At 44.3% G+C, this 21,317-nt stretch carries 10 protein-coding genes; 9 read left to right on the top strand and 1 reads right to left on the bottom strand.

The genetic code is table 11. The annotated features are described in order from the left end of the window. The first annotated feature begins 257 nt into the window (after positions 1-257). From JJQ94_RS09905 to pgsB, 7 genes are read left to right on the top strand one after another with little or no spacing between them, the layout of a single operon-like run. Positions 258-2,462 (top strand): CapA family protein, encoded by a 2,205-nt coding sequence (locus tag JJQ94_RS09905; RefSeq protein WP_236596576.1) that lies wholly within the window; start codon positions 258-260, stop codon positions 2,460-2,462. Positions 2,463-2,476: 14 nt separating this feature from the next. After that, on the top strand, positions 2,477-4,450 hold the full coding sequence (locus tag JJQ94_RS09900) for a hypothetical protein (RefSeq protein ID WP_099030875.1): 1,974 nt from the start codon (positions 2,477-2,479) through the stop codon (positions 4,448-4,450). Beyond that, complete coding sequence (locus JJQ94_RS09895) at positions 4,451-7,555, top strand: poly-gamma-glutamate biosynthesis protein PgsC/CapC (protein WP_099030874.1); 3,105 nt, start codon at positions 4,451-4,453, stop codon at positions 7,553-7,555. Continuing rightward, positions 7,542-9,794, top strand: a complete 2,253-nt coding sequence (locus JJQ94_RS09890; protein WP_099030873.1) for a hypothetical protein — start codon at positions 7,542-7,544, stop codon at positions 9,792-9,794. Before JJQ94_RS09895 ends, JJQ94_RS09890 begins: the two co-directional genes overlap by 14 nt. Then, positions 9,781-10,533, top strand: a complete 753-nt coding sequence (locus JJQ94_RS09885; RefSeq protein WP_099030872.1) for a hypothetical protein — start codon at positions 9,781-9,783, stop codon at positions 10,531-10,533. Before JJQ94_RS09890 ends, JJQ94_RS09885 begins: the two co-directional genes overlap by 14 nt. Beyond that, positions 10,512-14,735 carry a hypothetical protein gene (locus JJQ94_RS09880; RefSeq protein WP_099030871.1) on the top strand — a complete coding sequence of 1,408 codons (4,224 nt, stop codon included), beginning with the start codon at positions 10,512-10,514 and terminating at the stop codon, positions 14,733-14,735. Before JJQ94_RS09885 ends, JJQ94_RS09880 begins: the two co-directional genes overlap by 22 nt. Next, a complete protein-coding gene (gene pgsB, locus JJQ94_RS09875) occupies positions 14,725-18,792 on the top strand; it encodes a poly-gamma-glutamate synthase PgsB (protein ID WP_099030870.1) in 4,068 nt (1,355 codons plus the stop codon). Before JJQ94_RS09880 ends, pgsB begins: the two co-directional genes overlap by 11 nt. A gap of 11 nt (positions 18,793-18,803) precedes the next feature. Here the strand turns inward: pgsB and JJQ94_RS09870 are convergent, their stop codons facing one another. Next, the gene (locus JJQ94_RS09870; protein WP_099030869.1) at positions 18,804-18,983 is read right to left on the bottom strand and encodes a hypothetical protein; all 180 of its coding nucleotides are present in this window, start codon (positions 18,981-18,983) and stop codon (positions 18,804-18,806) included. A 100-nt stretch (positions 18,984-19,083) separates the two neighbouring features. Between JJQ94_RS09870 and JJQ94_RS09865 the strand changes: the two genes are divergently transcribed. Continuing rightward, positions 19,084-20,121, top strand: a complete 1,038-nt coding sequence (locus JJQ94_RS09865) for an NAD(P)H-dependent flavin oxidoreductase (protein ID WP_172439956.1) — start codon at positions 19,084-19,086, stop codon at positions 20,119-20,121. A gap of 113 nt (positions 20,122-20,234) precedes the next feature. Next, positions 20,235-21,251: a UDP-N-acetylglucosamine 2-epimerase gene (locus tag JJQ94_RS09860; protein WP_099030867.1), complete on the top strand. Its 1,017-nt coding sequence runs from the start codon at positions 20,235-20,237 to the stop codon at positions 21,249-21,251. The last annotated feature ends 66 nt before the right edge of the window (positions 21,252-21,317 follow it).

Here is a 21,317-nt window from a genome sequence, read left to right as displayed (position 1 = left end):
GATCATACTCTAAGAATAGCTGGCCGACTAGAAAAACGTAAAGAATATTGAACAGAATTTTAGCTATCCTCGTAAATTCTTGTCCTATACTAATGAAGAACTGAAAAATTTGCTTTTTAAGACATTTTTCAGCGCTTGTTAAGTTTTTGATTTGGAAACTTACATTCCATTTCAAAGGATTGCAACGCATAAAGAGTTACAGATATAATACTAAAGAATTGGATAATGTATCTTTTTTGAAAGCAGGGCTGGCCACAATGAAAAAAATCTTAAATTTAGTATTACTATTTGCGCTCACGGCCTGCTCAGTAGAGGACCCAAATGAAACAGGTCCTTCACAAATAGATGAGGATGAAGATAAAAGCCAACAAGATAGGGATAACGAGACGCCCAACTTAAGCGTGTTGCTGCAAAACACAGCAGCAATGCCCATCGCCAATGCCAGCCTCACGATAGATGATCTGTCATTTACCTCAAATAGCGATGGTATCTTTGACCTGTCGGCTCTAGCATACGGCGCTTATGTTGCAGAAATATCTCACCCCGATTATTTACCCTTGGTTTTTACCTTCGCGACTCAAAATAACAATGAACAGCAGCTCACGCTTGAACTAAAAGCTAAGTCGAGCACGCTAAAAACCTTACTTTTTGCGGGTGATACCATGTTTGGGCGTCGTTATTTCAACCCTGACCTCATTACCATGGGGAATTCATTGCCCAGCACCCCTAACGGACTTATCCAGCCCCAAAGCGCAGGACCTGATGCCCAAGCGCTGGTGCAGTTTATGCATCCTTTATTTAAACATGTCGATTTTGCTTCGGTTAACTTGGAGTCTCCAATCCTAAAAAATCCAACCACGGTCCATCCAAGTAAAGAGTTTGCATTTTTTAGTCTGCCAGAGTCATTAATTGCCCTCAATGATTTGGGTATTGACTATGTCGCACTTGGCAATAACCACGTTTATGACTATCGAGCATCTGGACTTAGCGATACCTTGAAGTACGTCGAGCAAGCGGGACTTAAACACAGTGGCGCAGGCACAAGCGCGGCAGAGGCATTTAAGCCCTATAGTCTAAGTCTTGGTGAAGCAAACATAGACTTTGTGTCTGCGACTTCTATTACAGGCGATCAACATACCGTCACTTATGTGGCATCAGACGCTAAAGGGGGAGCTGCTGACCTGACAGATACCAATGGCATGAAAGAAACGGTGATGCAAGCCAGTAACAACGGCCGCTTTGTTGTGGCTCAGCTGCACGGCGGTGACGAGTATTCATACGCACCAACGGCGTATATTTCAAACCGCTTTGATTTGCTTTCCAAAAATGGCGCTAACTTGATGATTGCGCATCACCCTCACGTTGCGCAAGGGTTTGGCTTATACAATGGCGTACCGAGCATACTTGGACTAGGCAACTTTGTGTTTGAGCAAAATCGTCTTGAAACCTTTTTAGGACTGATAGCTGTGGTAGAGTTAGAAACTGCAGGCACACCTAAAATCAGTGCATTAAAAGCCTATCCTGTTTATCTAGAAGACTATGTTCCTAAGTTTGTAAGTGGTGATCTTGCCAATGCCCTACTAAAACGTATCGCTGAATTTTCTTCACCCGAAGTTGGTATCTCATTGCGCTCCGGATTTGCAGAAGTCACCTTTTATAAACTGGTTGAAGCAAAAGCAACAGAGCAAAAAGTTATTACCTTGGAAGCCGGTGAGCATATTGTCGATTTACGCCAATATTCAAGCAGTGCTGAGTTCCTTAGCAAACTCACGGCTAGTGATGCTCAAGCAGAGATTGTGCTTGGTCGGGACTTATTGTTCTTTGGGGATTTTGAAGACTGGGACAGCGATAACGAAAAAGGGGAAGTCTCCCGTTGGTTAATTGAGGCCGACGATATCGCGCCGTGCTTAGTTGGCAAATATCGTGGCGTACAAGGGCTTTGTCTACAACGAACGCAATTTAACGAAACACCAACGCGTGTGCCGTTCAAACATACAATTCGTACCATGCCTATTACGCCAGCGCCGAGCACGGCACAGGCTTACCATGAGCTCTCGCTCTTTGGCTATGCCAAAGGAGAAAACGCTGGTGAGTTTAAGGCTGATATTCGTATCTTAACATCAGAAGATAACCTTATCTTTTCTGAGTCAACGCCCCAATTAAAGCCAGCAGGTAGTTATGAGTGGCAAACGTTTAGACAAGATATTACCTTACCTGACGATTCCGTTGTGCTTGGCGATGAAGGATTGCCTGCTCGTGGAGTCCAGTTTGGCCTCTCCATGGCGCCACCAAGTAGCGGTGAAAGTGCCTTATTTGTTGATGATATTGCGATGATCTCGTGGCAGCGCCCAGTGCAGCTTCAAAGCGGTCAGTGGCAAAGCGCACAAATCCATGGCCTAGAATTTATCAAAGTAAAAGTAGCGAAGACGACTGAGCTGACTCTCACTTTCAGCCAGCAATAAGAGAGTGAAAAAGCATGTCGATTTTTAATCAATTAAACTTTATAAAACGCCAACATGAGTTTTGGCTATTTATGAGTTTATTCGCTATTTTGTTGATCGCGTCAGCATCAGGCTTATATAAACAGGTAAACCTAATTGGGTTACAATGGTTTTCCAACCTCAACACCACGCAAGCAACGCAAGTAGTCGTGATTGAAGCGGAAAACTTACAGCAACAACATCAGCAGTTAGCAAAAATACTCTCTGGCTATCAACCAAAAGCCGTTGTGTTCTTTGCTAATACCGAACTTTCGCCACAACAAAACGACGACTCGATTTACTATCCATTCAATACGCAATCGGTTTGTCTGTTGGAAACAGAAAATTGGTATGGCAGTGCAATCAGCCTCGCACCACCAGCAAGCGCGTGTGACATTTTGTGGGATAAAATATTTCCACAGCATGGCGAATACCTCAACAAAATCATAGACTACTCGCTACCTTATTATTCACTACCAAAATTCAGTGCGCAGAGAGTGCTTGATGGCGACCTATTCACAGCACAACTCAGTCAAAAGGTCATCTTAGTTGCTCAGCATTCAAAGTTTTCACGCTTGAATAGTAACGCTTATTTTGGCGCACAAGAACTTCCACCCGTTTACCTACAAGCATTTATCGCCAACAGCTTTGCATCCGACAGCTTTATTCAGCCTTTACATAAAGTGACGATCGTCGCACTCATGGTACTAGCATCAATATTTTTCTTAGTGTGGTACCAAAGAAATGCGACAAAGACCAATGTCGTCATTGCGGTATTCACCAGCATATTACTGATTATAAGTGGCCTTGCTGCGCATCATTGGTACTCCGTGTTATTGCCGCTTGGTGAGTTGTTATCTTTGATATGGCTGACGCTACTTTGGGTGTTTATCTCACTGAAGTGGTCAGAAGAAGAAAACTTAAAGTCACTAATAGCCCAAATTCAGCAACGTATGATGGGTCGATATCTACCACGACACTTTCTTGAGCATAATGAACCTTGGGATGCGATTATCCAACTGGTTAATCAGCAGCTCAACCTGAAAAGAAGTATCTTTCTCACCCGCTTAGAGGGTGACCACAGAGTAACTGAAATACGCGCAATACACTGTCAGCTCAGTGATATCTTAGAGATGCGACGAGATTACGAACGAGTACCTTATTCAGATGCAATCAAAGCCTTTGGTGCTATCAAAATTACCCGCCCTTTCTTCCAACATCTAGCGGAAGATGAGCAGCAGTACATCGTTCCCCTGATGTACGCAGGAGATGTTCGGGGTTTTTGGGCGCTAACCGTCGCTCCTCAAGACAACTTTGATGAGCAAGCGTTTATTAAAAATGTGAACCTCTTTGCGCATCAAATTGGTGAATTATTATTCCACTATAAAGTGTTTTCTGCTGAGCAAAAAAACCTCAAAAGCACACTGATTCGGACGCTGACTTTTTCTCTAAAGGAGCCTCTAAGTCATAAAATTAAAAATGCAATTAATGAGATGGATCAAAAGCTTACCTCACTGGAGCATGTCTTCAACCAGCTTCACAGTGCCAGTATTTTATATAACTTATTTGGCCAAATTGTGCAGGTAAATGAATCTCTTGAACGCTTTGCTAGAGAACATAAGCTGTCTATTTTCGACATGTCCGCCTTAGACTTACTTTGCCGCTGTACCGAGATGGATAGTGAACAAGCTAAAGGAAAGCTGCGCTATTTAACCCTAAAACGTGGCAAAATCGTATTACCCGTCTATTTAGACAATCGAACTTATTTACTAAGCATTCGCGCCTTACTCAAACAATCAACCAGCCTTAACGCTAGCACCCCATTTGAAACCAGCGGGGTGTTGTTTGAATTTATCGACCTTGGCGAGCAATTATCTCAGCTAGATGATAAAGAAGCCTTTTTAACACACTTGTCAGAGCAGCTTGCGATTAACGAGCAACTTTTGCCTGAAGAGTGGGATGACGAATAAATGGACTGGACACTGACGCTATTCCCAAGCGCGGGCGGACTTGGGCAGTCCGTTATCACGTGTGTTTGGATAGGCATCGCGGTTGTTGCATTTTTCAATCTTAGGTTTGGCTTCCCGTTAACTGGTTTAGTGGTTCCTGGTTACCTAGTCCCGTTATTTATCGTGAGCCCAACATCGGCTTGGGTGATCATTGTTGAGGCCATTGTCGTTTATGGCTTAATGCGGTTTTTTGCCAAAACACTTGTTGAGCGACTGGGCTATGCAGAAATGTTCGGCCGTGATCGATTTTTTGCCATCGTTTTGTTAAGCATTATTGTTCGAGTTACCATGGATGTGCTGTTTTGGCCGTTGGTCGCTGCGTACTTAACACAATGGGACATCACTTTTGATTACGCCGCACAGCTGTATAGCCTCGGGCTGATTATCATCGCATTGACCGCCAATGTAATGTGGAATGGCGGCTTTAAATACGGCATAAAAGTCACTGCTATTCAGTTGATTGTTACCTATATCATCATTCGTTTTGGATTGATGACGTTCACCAACTTTAGCATTGCCAATCTTGCCGTCATGTACGAAGCTGTCGCGGCCTCAATTATTGCAGCCCCTAAAGCTTATATTATCTTGGTGATCACCGCTTTTATCGCATCAAGGGCTAATTTAAAATACGGCTGGGAATTCAATGGCATTATGCTACCGGCGCTGCTGGCACTACAACTGATGCAACCCACTAAGCTGCTCACATCATTCGTAGAAACAGCGATTATTTTAGTCTTTGGATATGTAGTCTTAAACTTTACTCGTTTAAAACACGCCAATATCGAAGGCGCGCGACTCATGCTGCTGTTTTTTAATATCGGCTTTGTCTACAAATTGATTTTAAACTACGTCGTCGTCGGTTACTTCCCAACCTTAAAAGTGACCGATACCTTTGCTTTTGGCTACATGCTATCGACCTTACTCGCCCTTAAAATTTACCAAAAAAATGCGCTAGGCCTTGTGATCCGTGCAACTTTTCAAACCTCAATTGTTGGTGGCTTCATCGCCATCTGTATCGGTTTTGCAATTATGGTTATTCCAAGCCTGTTCGTACAAAGTAATACATTAACGATAAATGAAACAGCCAGCGATTTAACACTCAGCCAAGTGATCAGTAATTACAAGAGCCAGCTGTATACTCAAAATGTGGCTACCGTCAATGTCAGCCAATATGTGACGGAGCAGCAACGTAGCCACTTTAAACAAGCGATTAGGTTGCTCAAACAGGATAGTGAGTCACGCTATGCCGAGGCCGCTACCTTACTTCGTCAAGCCGACTTTTCTTTGCAACGTACAACACAATTTTTAGTAATAAAAGACAATCAACAAGATCATAAACGCGGCCTGTTTATCATTAATTTAGCTGCTCAAAAAGCCCATATCATCAGCGTGCCTTACCCCACCGCTGAGCGGCTTGCCAGCGAAGCTGGTGGGATATTGTTTTCCTATTGGCAAAGTCAGGCAATGGCGTTTGGCAATGCGCGACCTAACCAAAGTGGCGATAAGAACGGTAAACAAAGCGAGTTCTATAGTGACTTTTTTATGGCGATGGATATTCCTGAGGTCGTCCAACTCAGAGAAATTAATCGGCAAGTAAGCCAATTGATGCACCAACACAGTTTAAAAGAAGACGCACAGATGTGGATATTTAACAGTGTGCCAAGCTCAGTGCAACAATCTGAACTTGCTACCTTGTTTAACATCAACGATGCACACTTTGGTCTCGCGGCAAATGCACCTTTACCTTACAGCCAGTTCCATGGCCAGATGATTGAGGCGTATTTAAGCTCGGATAGCTATTCGTCGTTGCTAAGCGCATATGGCCTGCAACGTATCGACAAAGACATAGATAAGATAAGCACAAGCGATGAGAGCATACAGGCACTTATTGAAGCATTTGCAAGTCACATTAGCGCCAAAGGCAGCGGTGCATTTAGCGCACTGAGTGATACCAATGCTGCACTGTGGGAATATGAAGTATTAAGGCCGTTATTTGCCATCACCCAAAACCTTGAAATAGTAACAACGCCAGAAATGCTTGAGATAAGGCTGAGTCAGATAAATCGCGTAGCAAACCTATTACAATATCAATTAACATTAGTTGAAAATAACCAAGGAAAATTCGTTGCAATTTCTCCTTTAGATACCAAATCTGCCTATGATTTGGGTCAAGGGGTGTACTTTATCGCAATGCTGGCTAAACCATCCCTCACCATTGCGGTGCCTAGACCACTCTTTGAAAGTAACACGTTGGAGTTCTCTGGTCAGTTGTTTACGGCCACTCATGCAAAGTTACTGGCAATCGCTGGCGCTCACCCGTATACCAGCATAGATGCAAATGTAATGGCAGCCGACAACGTGCGGTCACTATTTAATGTGGTGTATCAAAGTGCACAGCGCTACTTTTATGACAACCCCTTACTTAATTTACAGATCCGCAGTCATAGCGCGCCTGCAAGCATCAGACCTTCAGCGCTTGCGTACCAATTCACAACACCTAACCCTATCCATAATGACACCATTGCTAAACTTCAAAGGGTGCTAGCTGATCTTGGTGTTAATACTCAAACCGTTTCAGGACAAGAAGCAACAAGAGGTTTGGAACTCGGTACCACACCGCAGTCGGGATATCAGCTGTTCGCACCAAAAAGTGAGTTAGCGGCACTGTGGTTAGCATCGGATTTTAAATCTCACTTTGCCATTACCAACGATGCTTTATTGCAACGCCTTTTAGCCGTTGCACACACACCTCGGCTCAAAGTAATCGACTTGCTTACCCTCTCTCCAAATGATTGGCATGAGGCTAGTGCACCATTTATTGATGCACTTAACGCCGCCACTGGGCGTTATGCCACCACCCAACATTTACCGGTGCTCCAAGCACTTTGTCAATTTGAAAGCCAATGCAAAATAAGCGCCTTTAGCACGCATAGAAATGGTGAGCTGGGATTAATGTTTACCCAAGATAACGCTCTGCTCGCGCTATACTTACCAAGAAGAAATCGCGTTATTGATTTAGCCACTTATGCAAAAGCGGTTCATGAGGGGCGTTATGTACTGGATTAAGCAGATATTACGATTTGCTATTTTTACGGCTTTGCTGCTACTTTTTGTTTGGTTCGCCGTCACTTTATTTGTTTGGGTAAAATCGGCGGAGCCTTCAAATACCTCGACTCTGTTTAATATCCGCTCCAATGTTCATTGGCTAAAGACCGACAGTGCACTGAAGTTTTCCTTTTCTGCGTCTCGGACCATATCTGTTCGGGTGTTGTCCAATGGGATATTCGAATTTCAGCCGCTGGATGATCAGCCTGTCAACTATGCTATTGAATATCAGTTACTTGATGCAAAAGGAGCCATTATTTATCGCGGTACTTATCACCATGCAGCTAAAGCCGCCTCGAACGACTTTCAGCAACAGGTAAAACAGATCATTGAAAACCGTAAAGCGTTGGCAGTGGCGTCTGGGCAATCCTTTTATTTAAATCGTGAAGAGTTACAACAAGCTACGACTATCACGTTAAAGTTGATACCAGAAAATGCTCAGCTTAAAGGCGTGGTGGTACGCGTCCATGCCCAAACTAGTAACAGTATTACCGACCCCGCCAAAGCATGGCTGAAAAGGCCAACCGAGTGGCGTGAGCGCATGACGAATTACCACACCATAGGCGAAAACGCATTAACCAACGAAGAAAAATACAATTCGGTCATGTTAGATTGGCAAAAGCTAGCGCCACAGGGCGTGCCCAACATCGACTTTCGTGCTGACTTGTTATACGAGTCACTCCCCTACAATGTGCTTAATCATGATTTTTCGACCCAGCTAGATTTAGACAGTTTGTTTATTTCTGAGCAGCTGAACGCCAGTTTTCGCGTCTATGAAAACACGGAATATTTATTAAGCCATCCAGAGAATGCAAATCTCACTTTTGTTTGGCATGATTTACGCCAACTCGATGCGCCAAAGCGACTAACGCCTAAGATGCTATCCACTACCCAAGCTAAACTAAGCAACTTACCAGCTGGCCTTGTTACCATTAGCGCAAACGCCCCCACCAGTATTCGGATATTTAGCAATGGCGTCGACCCAATAGTCCCGCTGCATAGTTATTATTACATGCTCAACGCGCAAACGCCGGTTTACTATCAAGTCTCTCCTAAAAGCGATATCGCTTTGGAGTGGCGCGCACCCACTGGCAGCACTCTCTCCGTGAGCCTCTATAGCAATAATGAGCGGATCAAGGACTATGTTTTTACCGCAACGGCGGAGCAAGCTTTGTACGATAGACTGATAACTGAAACCACAGAGCGTCAAGCCTTGCCGACCGCAGAGAAGCGTTATTTGGCAATACCAGATAACGTTAATCAAATCAAAATTGAAGCCGAAAACGCGATGGTGAAGCTGCAAGCCCGCAGCCCAACATTTAATTACCTGAGCCATCGTTGCGACCCAGTGTGTGACCCTGAAAGTCCAACTTATCAGGGTATTGACGCATGGTTTAGCCAAAAGGCCGATAACCATTACCTCTTTCATACACAAAAACAGATAGCATCGGTGCGCTTATTTGAAGCGCCACCAGAAGTACCTGAGTTGCTACCTCAATACCGCTCCAAAGACTTAGATCAGCGTTTAGCTGTATCGGATATCGCGTTGGTGCCCATTGAGCAAGCTTACTTTGATAACTCAGTACCGCAAATGGAGTTTGAATATCGTCAGGTAGCTAAATCTGCACTCTTTAAGCTCGGTGAAGCGACAAGCTACCCAAGCAGTGTGATTGTGAAGCAAAAGCGTAAACCAACGCTATTTGAAGTTCCGCTAAACAGCTTACAAATAGAGGAGTTAGCTAATACCCAAGCTCTTTTCATCAATCAAGGGATCCCAAGAACCGTGCGGAAGATCCGCCTGTACAAAGTAGCGAAAGCAACGCCGCTCACTGTTGCTGTTAGTGAGAATAACCTGCAACCTAACGCTTTGGTCGTCAAAGTGTTTAGTGCCGCTCCTCAAGATGAAATCACGGTAGCAACCACTCTGGATAGCACTAAGGTAATCACCCCAAGCGATGAATACACTATTTTAGCTAAACACTTTGTCCTACACCCAAACCCAGCACAAACGAGGATGTTTTTTAACCCTAATCACGCAGAGCTGTACGAGTACCCAAGTATTACTTTGCCGCTGTTTCAAGACTTAATATCGCCTAAAACCATGACGCTTCGCTTTTCACATGATGTTTGGATAAGTGTACTGGAGGAACATGAACAGCCTGATGCAACATTAAACTGGTGGCAAAATGAGACGCCTTAGTCGCTACGCACTTTACATTGCATTGTGCTTGTCATTGAATGTTAACGCTGCGGTTCCCAACAACAGCAAGATGGCGCAATGGTTTAACCAACCTGTAGCGCTTGATGGCTGGCAATTTACGCACCAAGCAGAGCAATTTACATTGACGCCAAAGCCTCAAAGTGATGCGCATGGCGAAGTCACTTATGCGCCAAAACATCGGCCTTGCGTGGTGTCTGTTCCACATCGATTTCATGATAAACATACGCTGACCATTGGTGAGCACATTTTCCAGCACAGTTGCCAAGTGTTACTGAACAACACAAAACACAGATACGATAACAATGACACAACAAAAAGCTATGATTACGCCAAGCAACCTCACAATATTCACGCTTCAGCTATCGTAGCTTTTACATCTTTACACCCAACAGCAAAAGTGTTCCAAATACATGGATTTAGTCAGAAAAAACGAAAAACCGACGGCGGTAAACTAAGCGAAATAATTTTGAGCCAAGGCAAAACAAATGACGACACGCTATGGAAGTTGAAGTCTTGTCTTGTTAAGCAAGGTTATCGGGCGCTGATTTACCCTCAAGAAGTGCAAGAACTTGGCGGGACGCAAAATATCATGCATCAGCTTGCGCTTCCTGAATATAGCTTTATCCATATTGAGCTAAGCTATCAAACAAGAAAGCAATTAATTAATAACAATCAACAACTAGAGCAGTTTACTAAATGCGTGCAATCACTTTTATAATAACACTACTGCTGTTTGCAACGATATCCCGAGCCAATGAGATAGGGATACAAACGGCTGCCCAATGGGTTGATCTGTCACGTATGCAATTTACTCAAGCCAACGCTAACAAGCACTTTGCACCGCAGCAAAAAGCGTGGCTGTTTTTGCCAAGTCACGCGTGGTTAGTCACAACACCAAGTGCCCTCGATACATTCGAATTTTTTGCAGGGGAAACCCCGGAGCTACGACGTGCCATTCCAACGTCCGATTGGTTATGTATTCAATCCCGTTGCCAACTGAGTGCAACAGCACAAAACCGCTTAATTCAGGTTGCTTACACCGGTGATAACGTTCAATCTCTTGCGCTTTGGCAAGGCAGCATGCACAGCCATAGAGATCCGTATCGAAGAGCGCTCAAACTGCCAGGGCTTGACGACCAAACACTGCAATTAGCGCAAGATACAGAGCGCTGGTTTCACTTACAACCTACACAAGTGACAAGCGTGTTCTTTGAGCACGCCAAAAAACTCAAACTAGAGGTTCGAAAAGATCTGCACGCGATTGCGCAAAATGGTACTGTCACAATTAAAGTCAACGGTGAGGTTATCAGCACCATTGCAATATCAGATATCCAAGCGGATGAGTATCTTGAGCCTAAAGTCGGCTTGTCTAACCAAGATTATATTACCGTCCCGCAAGGTAGTTATCTCACTATCACAACGACGGTGCCTGTCTACCTTAACTTACTACAAATGCACCGTGGTATTTACGACGACAATGTGGGAATAAAGCAGCAAGAGTCGCTATTTAATCCGTATTGGAATAAACAGCTGAACGAGCAGCTTAGCGCCCTTTACATGAATGGTGATACTTCTCCACTCACTTTTAGCGCTACTGACACGGCGTTGGCGGTCAAACGTAAGCAAATGCTTAACGATATTGCCTCTACGGTGTATTTTTTAACGCCAAGCTCCCCTCAACCGCTCACTCATCATGTTTCCCTAAGCGGAGTGACGCTGGGCAGCCGCAGCTCCGCTGGGCAAGTGCTGCTCACCTCGAGCGCTCAGCGAGTCAATTACATAACATCGTCTCAGCCACTTAACTATCATCTTGAGAATATACTGAGAATTGATAATGCAATTACCTTATATGTTCGAGCAAAAACGCAAGAGCGCTTAACCATCACCAACGAGCATGGCCAACATACGCTGCTTGTTGCGCCTAGCAGTGATTTTCAAAGACTTACCCTACACATAAATCCAGCATCCAAAGTTGTGACGATTGAAGGGGCTAAGCAAGCGCTTGATATCGCTGTAGCAGTAAACCGCTTACAACCATTTCCCGACTTTTTGACCATGACGCAGGAGGCACTAGGCCAAGGGGCACTGGTTCAAGGTCTGCTGGCAAGAAGCAAACAAAATCGAGCGGACACTTACTATTTATCTCTTAGCGGGCTGAGTGCGCCGGAAATAAGCATTAAGGCAGACAGCCATGACCAATTTACCGCCACCAAAGCACTTGCGGAGCTGCAAATGGCAGCAAAGACTAAACCACTCATGGCGCTTGCGAAACTGAAGCCGTATTTGAGTGGTCATAGTGAGCAAGTTACCTTAATGGCTTGGCAACTTAATATTGCTATTTTGACTCAGCTAGAACGCAGTGGAAACGCCGAGGTGTTACTAAAATCGCTGCTAAAAAGTACCGCTCAATCTTTAAGAGAATACGCTGCCAATGAGCTACTCACGAGGTATTTAGCACTGAATGAGTATATCCAAGCTAGCCTATTATGCGCTGCCCACGAGACCGATATCACGCAATATCAATGCGATGATATCCTGTTGACATACCTACTTGACTCCGGGCTTCAGCAAGAAGCGCTGTGGACAAGCCAGCAAATGGTATTAACTCCAAAACAGGCCGAACGAGTCGCGGCAATTCAAACAAACGAACTTACCCAACCACAATACAGCCTCACTCACTATGGGCTACAAGTCGTGGAGTCACTGGATAATCAAACTGAGCTGTACCCGCTAAGTTCGGATAAGCCTATCAAATTGGTTGCTAAAACGCCTTTGACGGTAAAGCTGAGTGCTCGTGCTGCGTACCAAGGACAAGAATACAAAAATACCCAATGGCTGCTGTATGAACACGACACCAAAACCCGGCTTTTACCCATATTTAGTGATATCGCAGCAAACTTACAATTGCAGCCACAAACGACTCGATTATCTATTGCATCGCAGCAATATATTCAATTAGCGGCAAATGAAAGCCTCACACTTTTCAGTAGTAATGAGTTGTTTGTAGAGATCCGAGTGCAACCAGAAACCGCTAATACTCCGGCTTTTGCAGATAAGTCTGCACACTTGGTTAGTAGCGCTGATACGCGCATAGCCGACGAACTCAGCGCTAAAGAAATCGCGATAAATGCCTTGTATCAATTGAGTCAGCAAACATTGTCTAACGAAAGCTACAACAGGGTCCTTCAACGTCTGCACCCGAGCTTATCGGGTGATGCCGTTTTAACCGATTTATATGCCCGCTTGATGCGCTATGGTCAATGGCTCGCCGCTGAACAATACACAAGCTATGTTGGCACACAAAAGGTTAAGGTCGATACGCTTGCGGCGCAAAGCGTTGGTGACCAAATTACCGTACACCTCACAGAAAACCAGCCATCAGGCCTGCCGCTCAGAGCAAACGAGATACTGACTATTGATTTTTCTGAGTACCAACAAGTTCAAGTAAGAGTTAAGTTTGCCTACTCTTCTGCCAAACAAATAGTAGCACCGCCTGCTAATGTGGAGCTGGTGGGGCCAAATCAAGGTGATGTGATCTCGCTGCAACCAATGCAACCGCTCTATTACGGTATTAAACAAATCGAAACGCGCCAAGGGCTGCTGCAATTGCGTTGGCTCAACCCTTTATCGGGGCAAAGTGTGAGCGTACGTCCGCAATACTTCAATCAAGGTCAATGGCATGATATCCCGTTGGATACGAGGCAGATTTTTTATCGCTCTGATGAAGCAACCCCAATCACGGCAAAATTAACTCGAGATAGTCTGATTAAAATTGAAACCTTTGCCGATGGTATTAGAAATGAAGCCACCTATTTTCACCCGGCAGGACAAGTCTCACTAACCGGCCAACAACAGCAAACGTTAGCACGCATGTCTATCTGGACGTTAAGTCCAACATTGCATCGCGTTAACCTAGTACCTGAAGTGCCAATGTTCTTAAAAGCCAAACAACAGTTAACACCAACAAGTACTGAGCCAGTATTTCAGCAAGCTCGCATTGAAACTGATGAAAGTCGCACTGGCGTCGAAGGCTTTTTGAATATTGATAACGATGACATTGTACAGACAACAGAGCCTAGCCCTAGCCGTACCACACTCGATTTAGGTTTATCATTGAGAGTGAAGGATGAGAATAACTGGTACCGTATCGATACTTTCTACACGATGGATAATCATCACCAAGACACCTTCTCTATCAATGGTCAATATGATTGGCTCTCGCAGCAGTCGAACTGGTTTGCAGAAGCGAGGGTACGTAATCGTTGGCAGGATGCAACGGCTATCAGTGAAACCCATTTAAGCTCTAATATTTCGGCAAAGTTTGGCCAAATTCACCGTTATAACAGCGGTTTTAGAAGCATTTGGTGGTGGCAGCCTTTTTACAAGTACACCAGTATCAGCAAAGAAGAGTTTATTGCAGACGAGCAAATTGGCCCTGATATGTACACCTTTTACCGTAATAATCACAAGCACGGCTGGCAAGCACATGCTGGGCTGCGCTATCAGCCTTGGGTTGATAGTTACTTCAGCTCCGGCGTTACACTGACATCAAATCAAGATTGGCAAACGCTCGACAATGCACTGTTTTCATTTGATTGGTATCAATTTTATCAAGGACATATTTTCCATGCAGGATTAACATCAAGCTATGTATTTGCCGATCAGAACCGCCCCAATCCAACATGGCAGTACTTAACTCAATTGGGTTGGCAAACGGGTTTTGACTTTAGTCATAACACCGCAGGTTGGTTAGGCGTAACTTGGACTCAAGACTGGTTTAACAACACCCATCAGGTCGGACTCCAAGTACGTTTAGGCAATGTACAGCAAACCGCTTTTGCCCCCTATGCTCACGACGAAATTATTTTTGAATCGTTACAGCTAAGTCATTTATTAGAGCAAGATTTACATGAGCGCTAAAGCCTTAAAGAGTCAATTAGAAGCCTTATTTTTTGCCGAAACTGAAAAGTTTTGGCTGAACCTGTATCAACATAAATACAGTGCGTTGATCGACGAATTATGTGCATGGGAACTACTCTACAATCGCCCTGAAAACGAGGATGAAACCGACTGGCTCGTGCTTCAATCTATCGCCTTTTTGAGGCATAAGATTGAGACCTTACATGAACAAATCTTGCTGGTCGAGGTATCCCACACCGGATTTGTACAGCGCATTGCTAAGTCTGAATTTGCCAGCGAAAAAGAGCTACATATTATCGCCTACGCTCAGGAGCTAGGGGCGACTAAAGTCGTATTAGAGCAAGACAAAAAAGCATTTTCACGATGGTTTGACGAAGGCGCTGTAGTTGCTCGATATCAACATCAAGTTGCCGCGATTGAACAACAGATTAAGTTTTTAATCGCCAAACTTGGTGCCTTAACTAATCGATATTTACGCGCACACCACGATACCCTAGAAAATGCCTGGCAACGCTTAGATTTACAACCGTTTTGCTTAAATTTACTCGACCATAGCCAAAATCAACATATTCGTCATGGTTTGATCCGTGCACTCGTCAATATGGTCGCAACCTTAAACAACTTTGAGGTCGACCCAGAATTAGACGCAGAGCTTATCGCCAAACTTATTGAGCTGCTTGAGTCTGACAACATGCCCTATCAGGCAACTGTCGATATTTTAGAGATCTTAATACATCAACGCCCCACCTTTATTCGCGCTTACATGTGGGCCTTGCTGGAAGAGGCGAACGACATTGAAAACAGTCAGCAAGTTGATGCCGAAGTACTCTATATTCTGAGTATCTTTCCTAAAATTATTGTCAGCCAACCAAAGCTTACAGAAAAAGATCTCAATATGCTTGGTGCACTAAGCGAGCATACCTTACCCAGAGTGCGTCAAGTTACGTTAGAGTTTGTCGAGTTTTATCCCACACAGTTTGCAAAAGAGTTAATCGCCAACCGGTTTGAGCAAGAGAGTGAAAATGCTGTGCGCTTCACCCTGATAAAACAGCTATCCGCCGACCGGTTTTGTCAACACGATTTTTCGTTTTTACTGTGGCAACGCGTACTCACCGGCGACTTTAGTATGCCGTTAAAGCGCTTAGCGCTTGAGCAAAGCGCGCGTATTATGCTGAATATGCAACTTGAATCAGATCAAGTCGATCTCTGCTTCAAACGGTTTATTGATACCTTAAATGACTGTTTATCGAACGAAACAAGCATCGCCGTTTGCCGTTATATCACCAGAGCCAGAGAGCAGCTAGGTAGCTTCTATCATCAAGCCATCATCGCGCAGCTCAATGCTTCTCTTGAAGCCAACGAACAAAGTGACGCACTGGCAACTTGGTCTCGTGATGAACTGGGCCGCTCACTTTCTTATATTGCACAGCGCGGTCAAAGTCTTAATGCCTCAAAAACAAAAGCTGGCTGGCGTATCCAACAAGGCTACCGTCAAGCAAGAAGATTATGGCGAGTAATACACGAAATAAGACAACCAAGTACCGATAAACGTCAAAGCTATTCCCATACCAAAGCGAAAAAGCCCAGCGTATCAATCCACGTCCCTAGCTGCACTACCGCGGAAATTAGCGAAACAAAAGTGCCGGGGGAGTTGCTCTTTAATATTGCCGAACAAACGAGTCGACCACATCTACCGTTACTCGACTTTTTACTAAGTGTACTGACCAATGACCATAGCAAAGAGGATGCCAAAACCTATACGCCGGATGGTATTTTAGCCGTTACTCCGCCATCGACTTTGTGGCGACGCCTTAAGGCGTACTGGACCATAACATGGCAGTTTGCAGAGCTAGACCGCTTACGAAAAGGCAACGAGCTTGAGCAAGGTAAGTATTTGGACGCACTTAACACGCTGGGATTTTCGCTGCGCTTTAGTGCCTATGGCGACATCGCAGAAACGTCATTTCCTGTCGCGAAAGACATTCAGCAACTTTATACTCGCTCTGGTGCAACCTCAGCGCTACTCACCATTTGGAGCAGTTTTAAAGAATACGTCGATGCCATTTATCAAAATAGTATTTCGCAGCTGGTTTTCTTTGTGCTTGCATTTATTAGCTACTTTTGGACTCGGCATATTTATGTCAGTAAAAGAATAAAGCAAAATCGAAAACACATTCCGGTGTCCATTGGCGGCTGGGGAACACGAGGAAAATCAGGAACCGAGAGGCTTAAGTCGGCTTTATTTAGCAGCTTGGCGCTGAGAGTCGTGAGCAAGACCACGGGCTGTGAAGCGATGCTTATCTATTCAAAAATTTCTGGTGAGCAATATGAGATCCCACTATTTCGGCCCTTCGACAAAGCGAGTATTTGGGAGCAAGCTGATGTACTACATTTTGCAAAACAGGTAAAAGCGGACGTTTTCCTGTGGGAGTGTATGGGCTTAAACCCAAGATATGTAAAAATTCTAGTTCGCTGGATGAAAGACAATTTTGCTACCATTACTAATGCCTACCCAGATCATGAAGATATTTTGGGCCCAACAGGCTTGGATGTGGCAAAAGAAATGTCTGCCTTTTTGGGCTACAACACCCAAGTGTTCACCGCCGAGCAGAATATGGCCTCCGTGCTCAACTTGGCGGCGGAGCAAAAAAATACTTCGCTCATTCAAATTCATTGGGGTGATGGGTATCAAATAACGCCTGACATTCTCGCAAAATACCCCTATGTTGAGCATCCGGACAACATCGCCCTGGTCTGTAAAATGGCGCAATATATTGGCATCAATAAAGACTATGTGTTCAAAGAAACGGCTTCTAGGGTTATTCCCGATGTTGGCGTGCTTCAGCAATTTACGACCGCAAAGATCGGTGCAATCAGTCAAAGCTTTATCAACAGCATGTCTGCCAACGAACGCCTAGCAACGATAGAAAACTGGAAACGCTTAAACATTGTCGAACAGGGAAAGCAGGGGCAAATTGTTGCACTAATTAATAATCGTAACGACCGTGTAGCGCGCTCGCAAGTATTTGCGAACATTCTGGCCAATGATCTGCATTTTGATGCCGTTGTGGTGATCGGCACCAATATCGATGGTTTCTTTAAGTACTTTATGGTTGCACTGGAAAACCTCTTACACAATATTTTCAGCAATAACGACCACAATGCGCTACGCGATTTACTCACGCGCTTTAGGCTCACATTATCGCGAGATGCGCTTATCGCATCATTAAATACTACGGCAGACAAGCTGCCTGAGTCTGCGTTTTCAAGTATCGACTCTCTGCAGTCGCAACTTAATAACGAAGACGACACACACCGGCTCACACTAAAGCGTTTTGAAGCGTGGACAATTGCCCAGTCGCTTTTGGAAGCTGAAGACCTGAGCACTATGCTTTCGCAAACAACTGCGCTTGCAGAGCAACTTGCCACACTCAAATGTACATTAGTGCATGATAGCGACATCAAGCCTGATGCCTTAAATCAAGTCATTGCCAAACAAGCACTGCCAAATGAGCATCAAATTATCGTCGGCATGCAAAATATCAAAGGAGCGGGATTAGGCTATGTGTACATGTGGCAAAAGTGGCAGTTATTTAATCAGCATTGCGAGCGTCTAAGCCGCCGAAGCGTGACACAAACTGAGTTTAGAAATGGCTTAAGTAGAATTTTACAACAAGAGGAGCTCAGCGCGCTTGAATGTCAATACTTAGCTGACAAGCTCGACTTGTTCGAAGCGTTGCCCAATGCCCAAAGTGAATTTAGCCAAGCCGAATTAACGCAAATAAAGCGCAAACTAGAGCAACAAACACAACGCTTAGAAAGTAAGGATAATACCCAAGCTCGCTCGCCTCTAACACGCTTTTTGAGTAAATTGGTCGAGTCATTTTTAGACGCCGGCGCGGCGGTAAAAAGGAAGAAAATCGCAATTCAGGTATACAAAGATATCGCCGACTTTAGGATCACAATAGAAAAGGCAACCCTCATTTTAAGTGAATTAAATCGTTCGCAAAAACCAGGATGGCTAAAGTTACAAAATGGTAAGCGCCGTAAAAAATAGCTCGGCGCGTCTTACTCAACTACCAAAACATAGATGAGTTTAATAATCAGCACCACCATTAATAAAGGCAGTACATATTTGGCATACTTTTGCATTTTATCTAGCCCTAAACGTTGCTGATATTTTTCCAACAAAGGGATCAAGACGACCAATGCAATGACTAAACTCACTAATAATATAACTACGTTCATCTTAGTTCCTCTTTCTAAACAGGTATCTTACAACCAGTATTCACTTCAAGCAAAATTCCAGCTATGCTCATAAACACATCTGACCAGTAGAATAACAATGATGAAAACTGCTATCACCGAATTATTTGGCATCGAAAAACCCATTATATTACCCGGCATGAGCTGGATTTCTGTCCCTGAGCTTGTTGCGGCAGTGAGCAATGCTGGTGGCTTAGGTATTTTAGCCACGGGCCCGCTCAGTCAGGACGAGACACGTCAAGCAATACGGAAAATTCGTGAACTCACCGCCAAGCCTTTTGGTATTGGTGTAACGTTAATGATGCCAGGCGCCAAAGAAAATGCCAAAATCGCATTAGAAGAGCAAGTGCCTGTTATCAATTTTTCTTTAGGAAAAGGCGATTGGCTAGTGCAGGCGGCTAAAGCTTACGGCGGAAAAGTCATTGCCACTGTGGTGACGCAAAAGCATGCATTAGCAGCACAAAAATCTGGCGTTGATGCGCTATTAGTTACAGGTCATGAGGCCGCAGCCCATGGTGGTGAAGTAACTTCACTGTGTTTAGTGCCGAGCATAGTCGATATTGTCGATATACCTGTGATTGCCGCGGGGGGATTTGCCGATGGTCGAGGACTTATCGCCGCGCTAGCTCTTGGCGCAGAGGGCGTTGCGATGGGCTCTCGTTTTGCAACATCTAAAGAAAGCCCTTTGCATCAACATGTCAAAGATACTGTAGTGGAAAAAGACGTTGAACAGACGATTTACTCCAAAAACTTCGATGGTCTTTATGCTCGAGTAATGAAAACCCCCATGGCTGAAAAGGCAACGCGCCGCCCGATGAACTTTTTCATGGCCACCATAAAATCATTCAAGGCCGCCAAAATGGTCGACATGCCCTTATGGAAGCTACTACTAGGACTGTTATCTCAATTCGATAAAATTAAGATGCTGTCGCTCTTTGGTGCCGCCACCGAAAAGCTTGAAGCCGCCACAATCCACGGAGATTTAGACCATGGAGTGCAGTTTATTGGTCAATCTCAAGGCTTAATTCGAGAAATCGAATCAGTACAAACCTTAATGGATAACATGATGGCTCAAGCCACTGAGGTGCATTCACGTATCGGCAACAGTACAGCTAAGTAACGGATGTTTGGTATTGATGCGGTAAAAGCGGTATTATTTGCTTAATATCGCTCTGGCCCTAGTTGCGCCATTCAAGTGCTGGCCATAAACTCTGATTTTATAAGTGACTTTCAATGCCTAAACATTATCTTTTCTACATTGAGCAGCCATATAGCTTTGCCATTCTGAGACCTATCCAAAACGCTATCCGTGCTAACGGTGACGTGGTGAAGTGGTTTTTAAAAGGTAAAGATGTAAACTCAAGTTCACTTGCACCAGACGAAGCGGAGTTACTGAGCGTAGAGGACGTCAAGGCGTTTAATCCTAGAGCAGTATTTGTACCTGGAAACGTTGTTCCTGACTTTTTTCCAGGCGCCAAAGTGCAAGTATTTCACGGGTTAGAATATAAAAAGAAAGGTCACTTTGGGATCCGTGGTTTCTTCGACTTGTATTGTACTCATGGCCCAATTACCACCGCGCCATTTAACCAACTCGCACAAAAGCATGGTTATTTCTCGGTGATTGAAACTGGCTGGCCAAAACTCGACCCTTATTTTGATTACATCAAGCAAGAGAATGAAAAGCCAGTCATACTGTACGCTCCCACTTTTTCACCAAACCTCACATCGCTTGAAGCATTACATGCACAAATCAAACAGCTCGCAGAGTCAGGAAAATACAAAGTCCAACTTAAGTTTCATCCTAAGACGAAACTGCAGTGGCAACAGATGTATATGGAACTTGAAACCATCAGCGACTTTGAAATTGCCGGGAATGACAATCTTATTCCACTCATTCAGCAAGCCGATGTGGTGATTTCTGATACCTCTAGCGCCGTTGATGAGTCACTATTAATTGGTAAACCGGTTATCACTTTTAATAATCACCGACCTCAAGATGCCTTAATCAATATTACCGAAGCAGGCCAATTATCTGAAGCGGTTGAACAAGCACTTAATCTATCTGAGGCACAAAGTGAACATATTGAGCAATATATTCAGCAAGTGCACCCTTACCGCGATGGTAAAAGCGCCGAGCGCATACTCGCGGCAACAGAGACTGTAATTGCTGCTGGATTAAAGCGTAAACCACTTAATTTATTGAGGCGCTATAAAATACGTAAAGCGCTGAATTACATGAAGATAAAGTAAATATTGGTAACTTTTCGAAAATAAAAAAGCTCACTTGACTGTGAGCTTATGCAAGTTAATTTGTCA

Source organism: Pseudoalteromonas sp. GCY (assembly GCF_016695175.1).
Taxonomy (GTDB): domain Bacteria; phylum Pseudomonadota; class Gammaproteobacteria; order Enterobacterales; family Alteromonadaceae; genus Pseudoalteromonas.
Note: the sequence above shows the minus strand (reverse complement) of the source record. Positions and strands in the feature narration are given on the sequence as shown.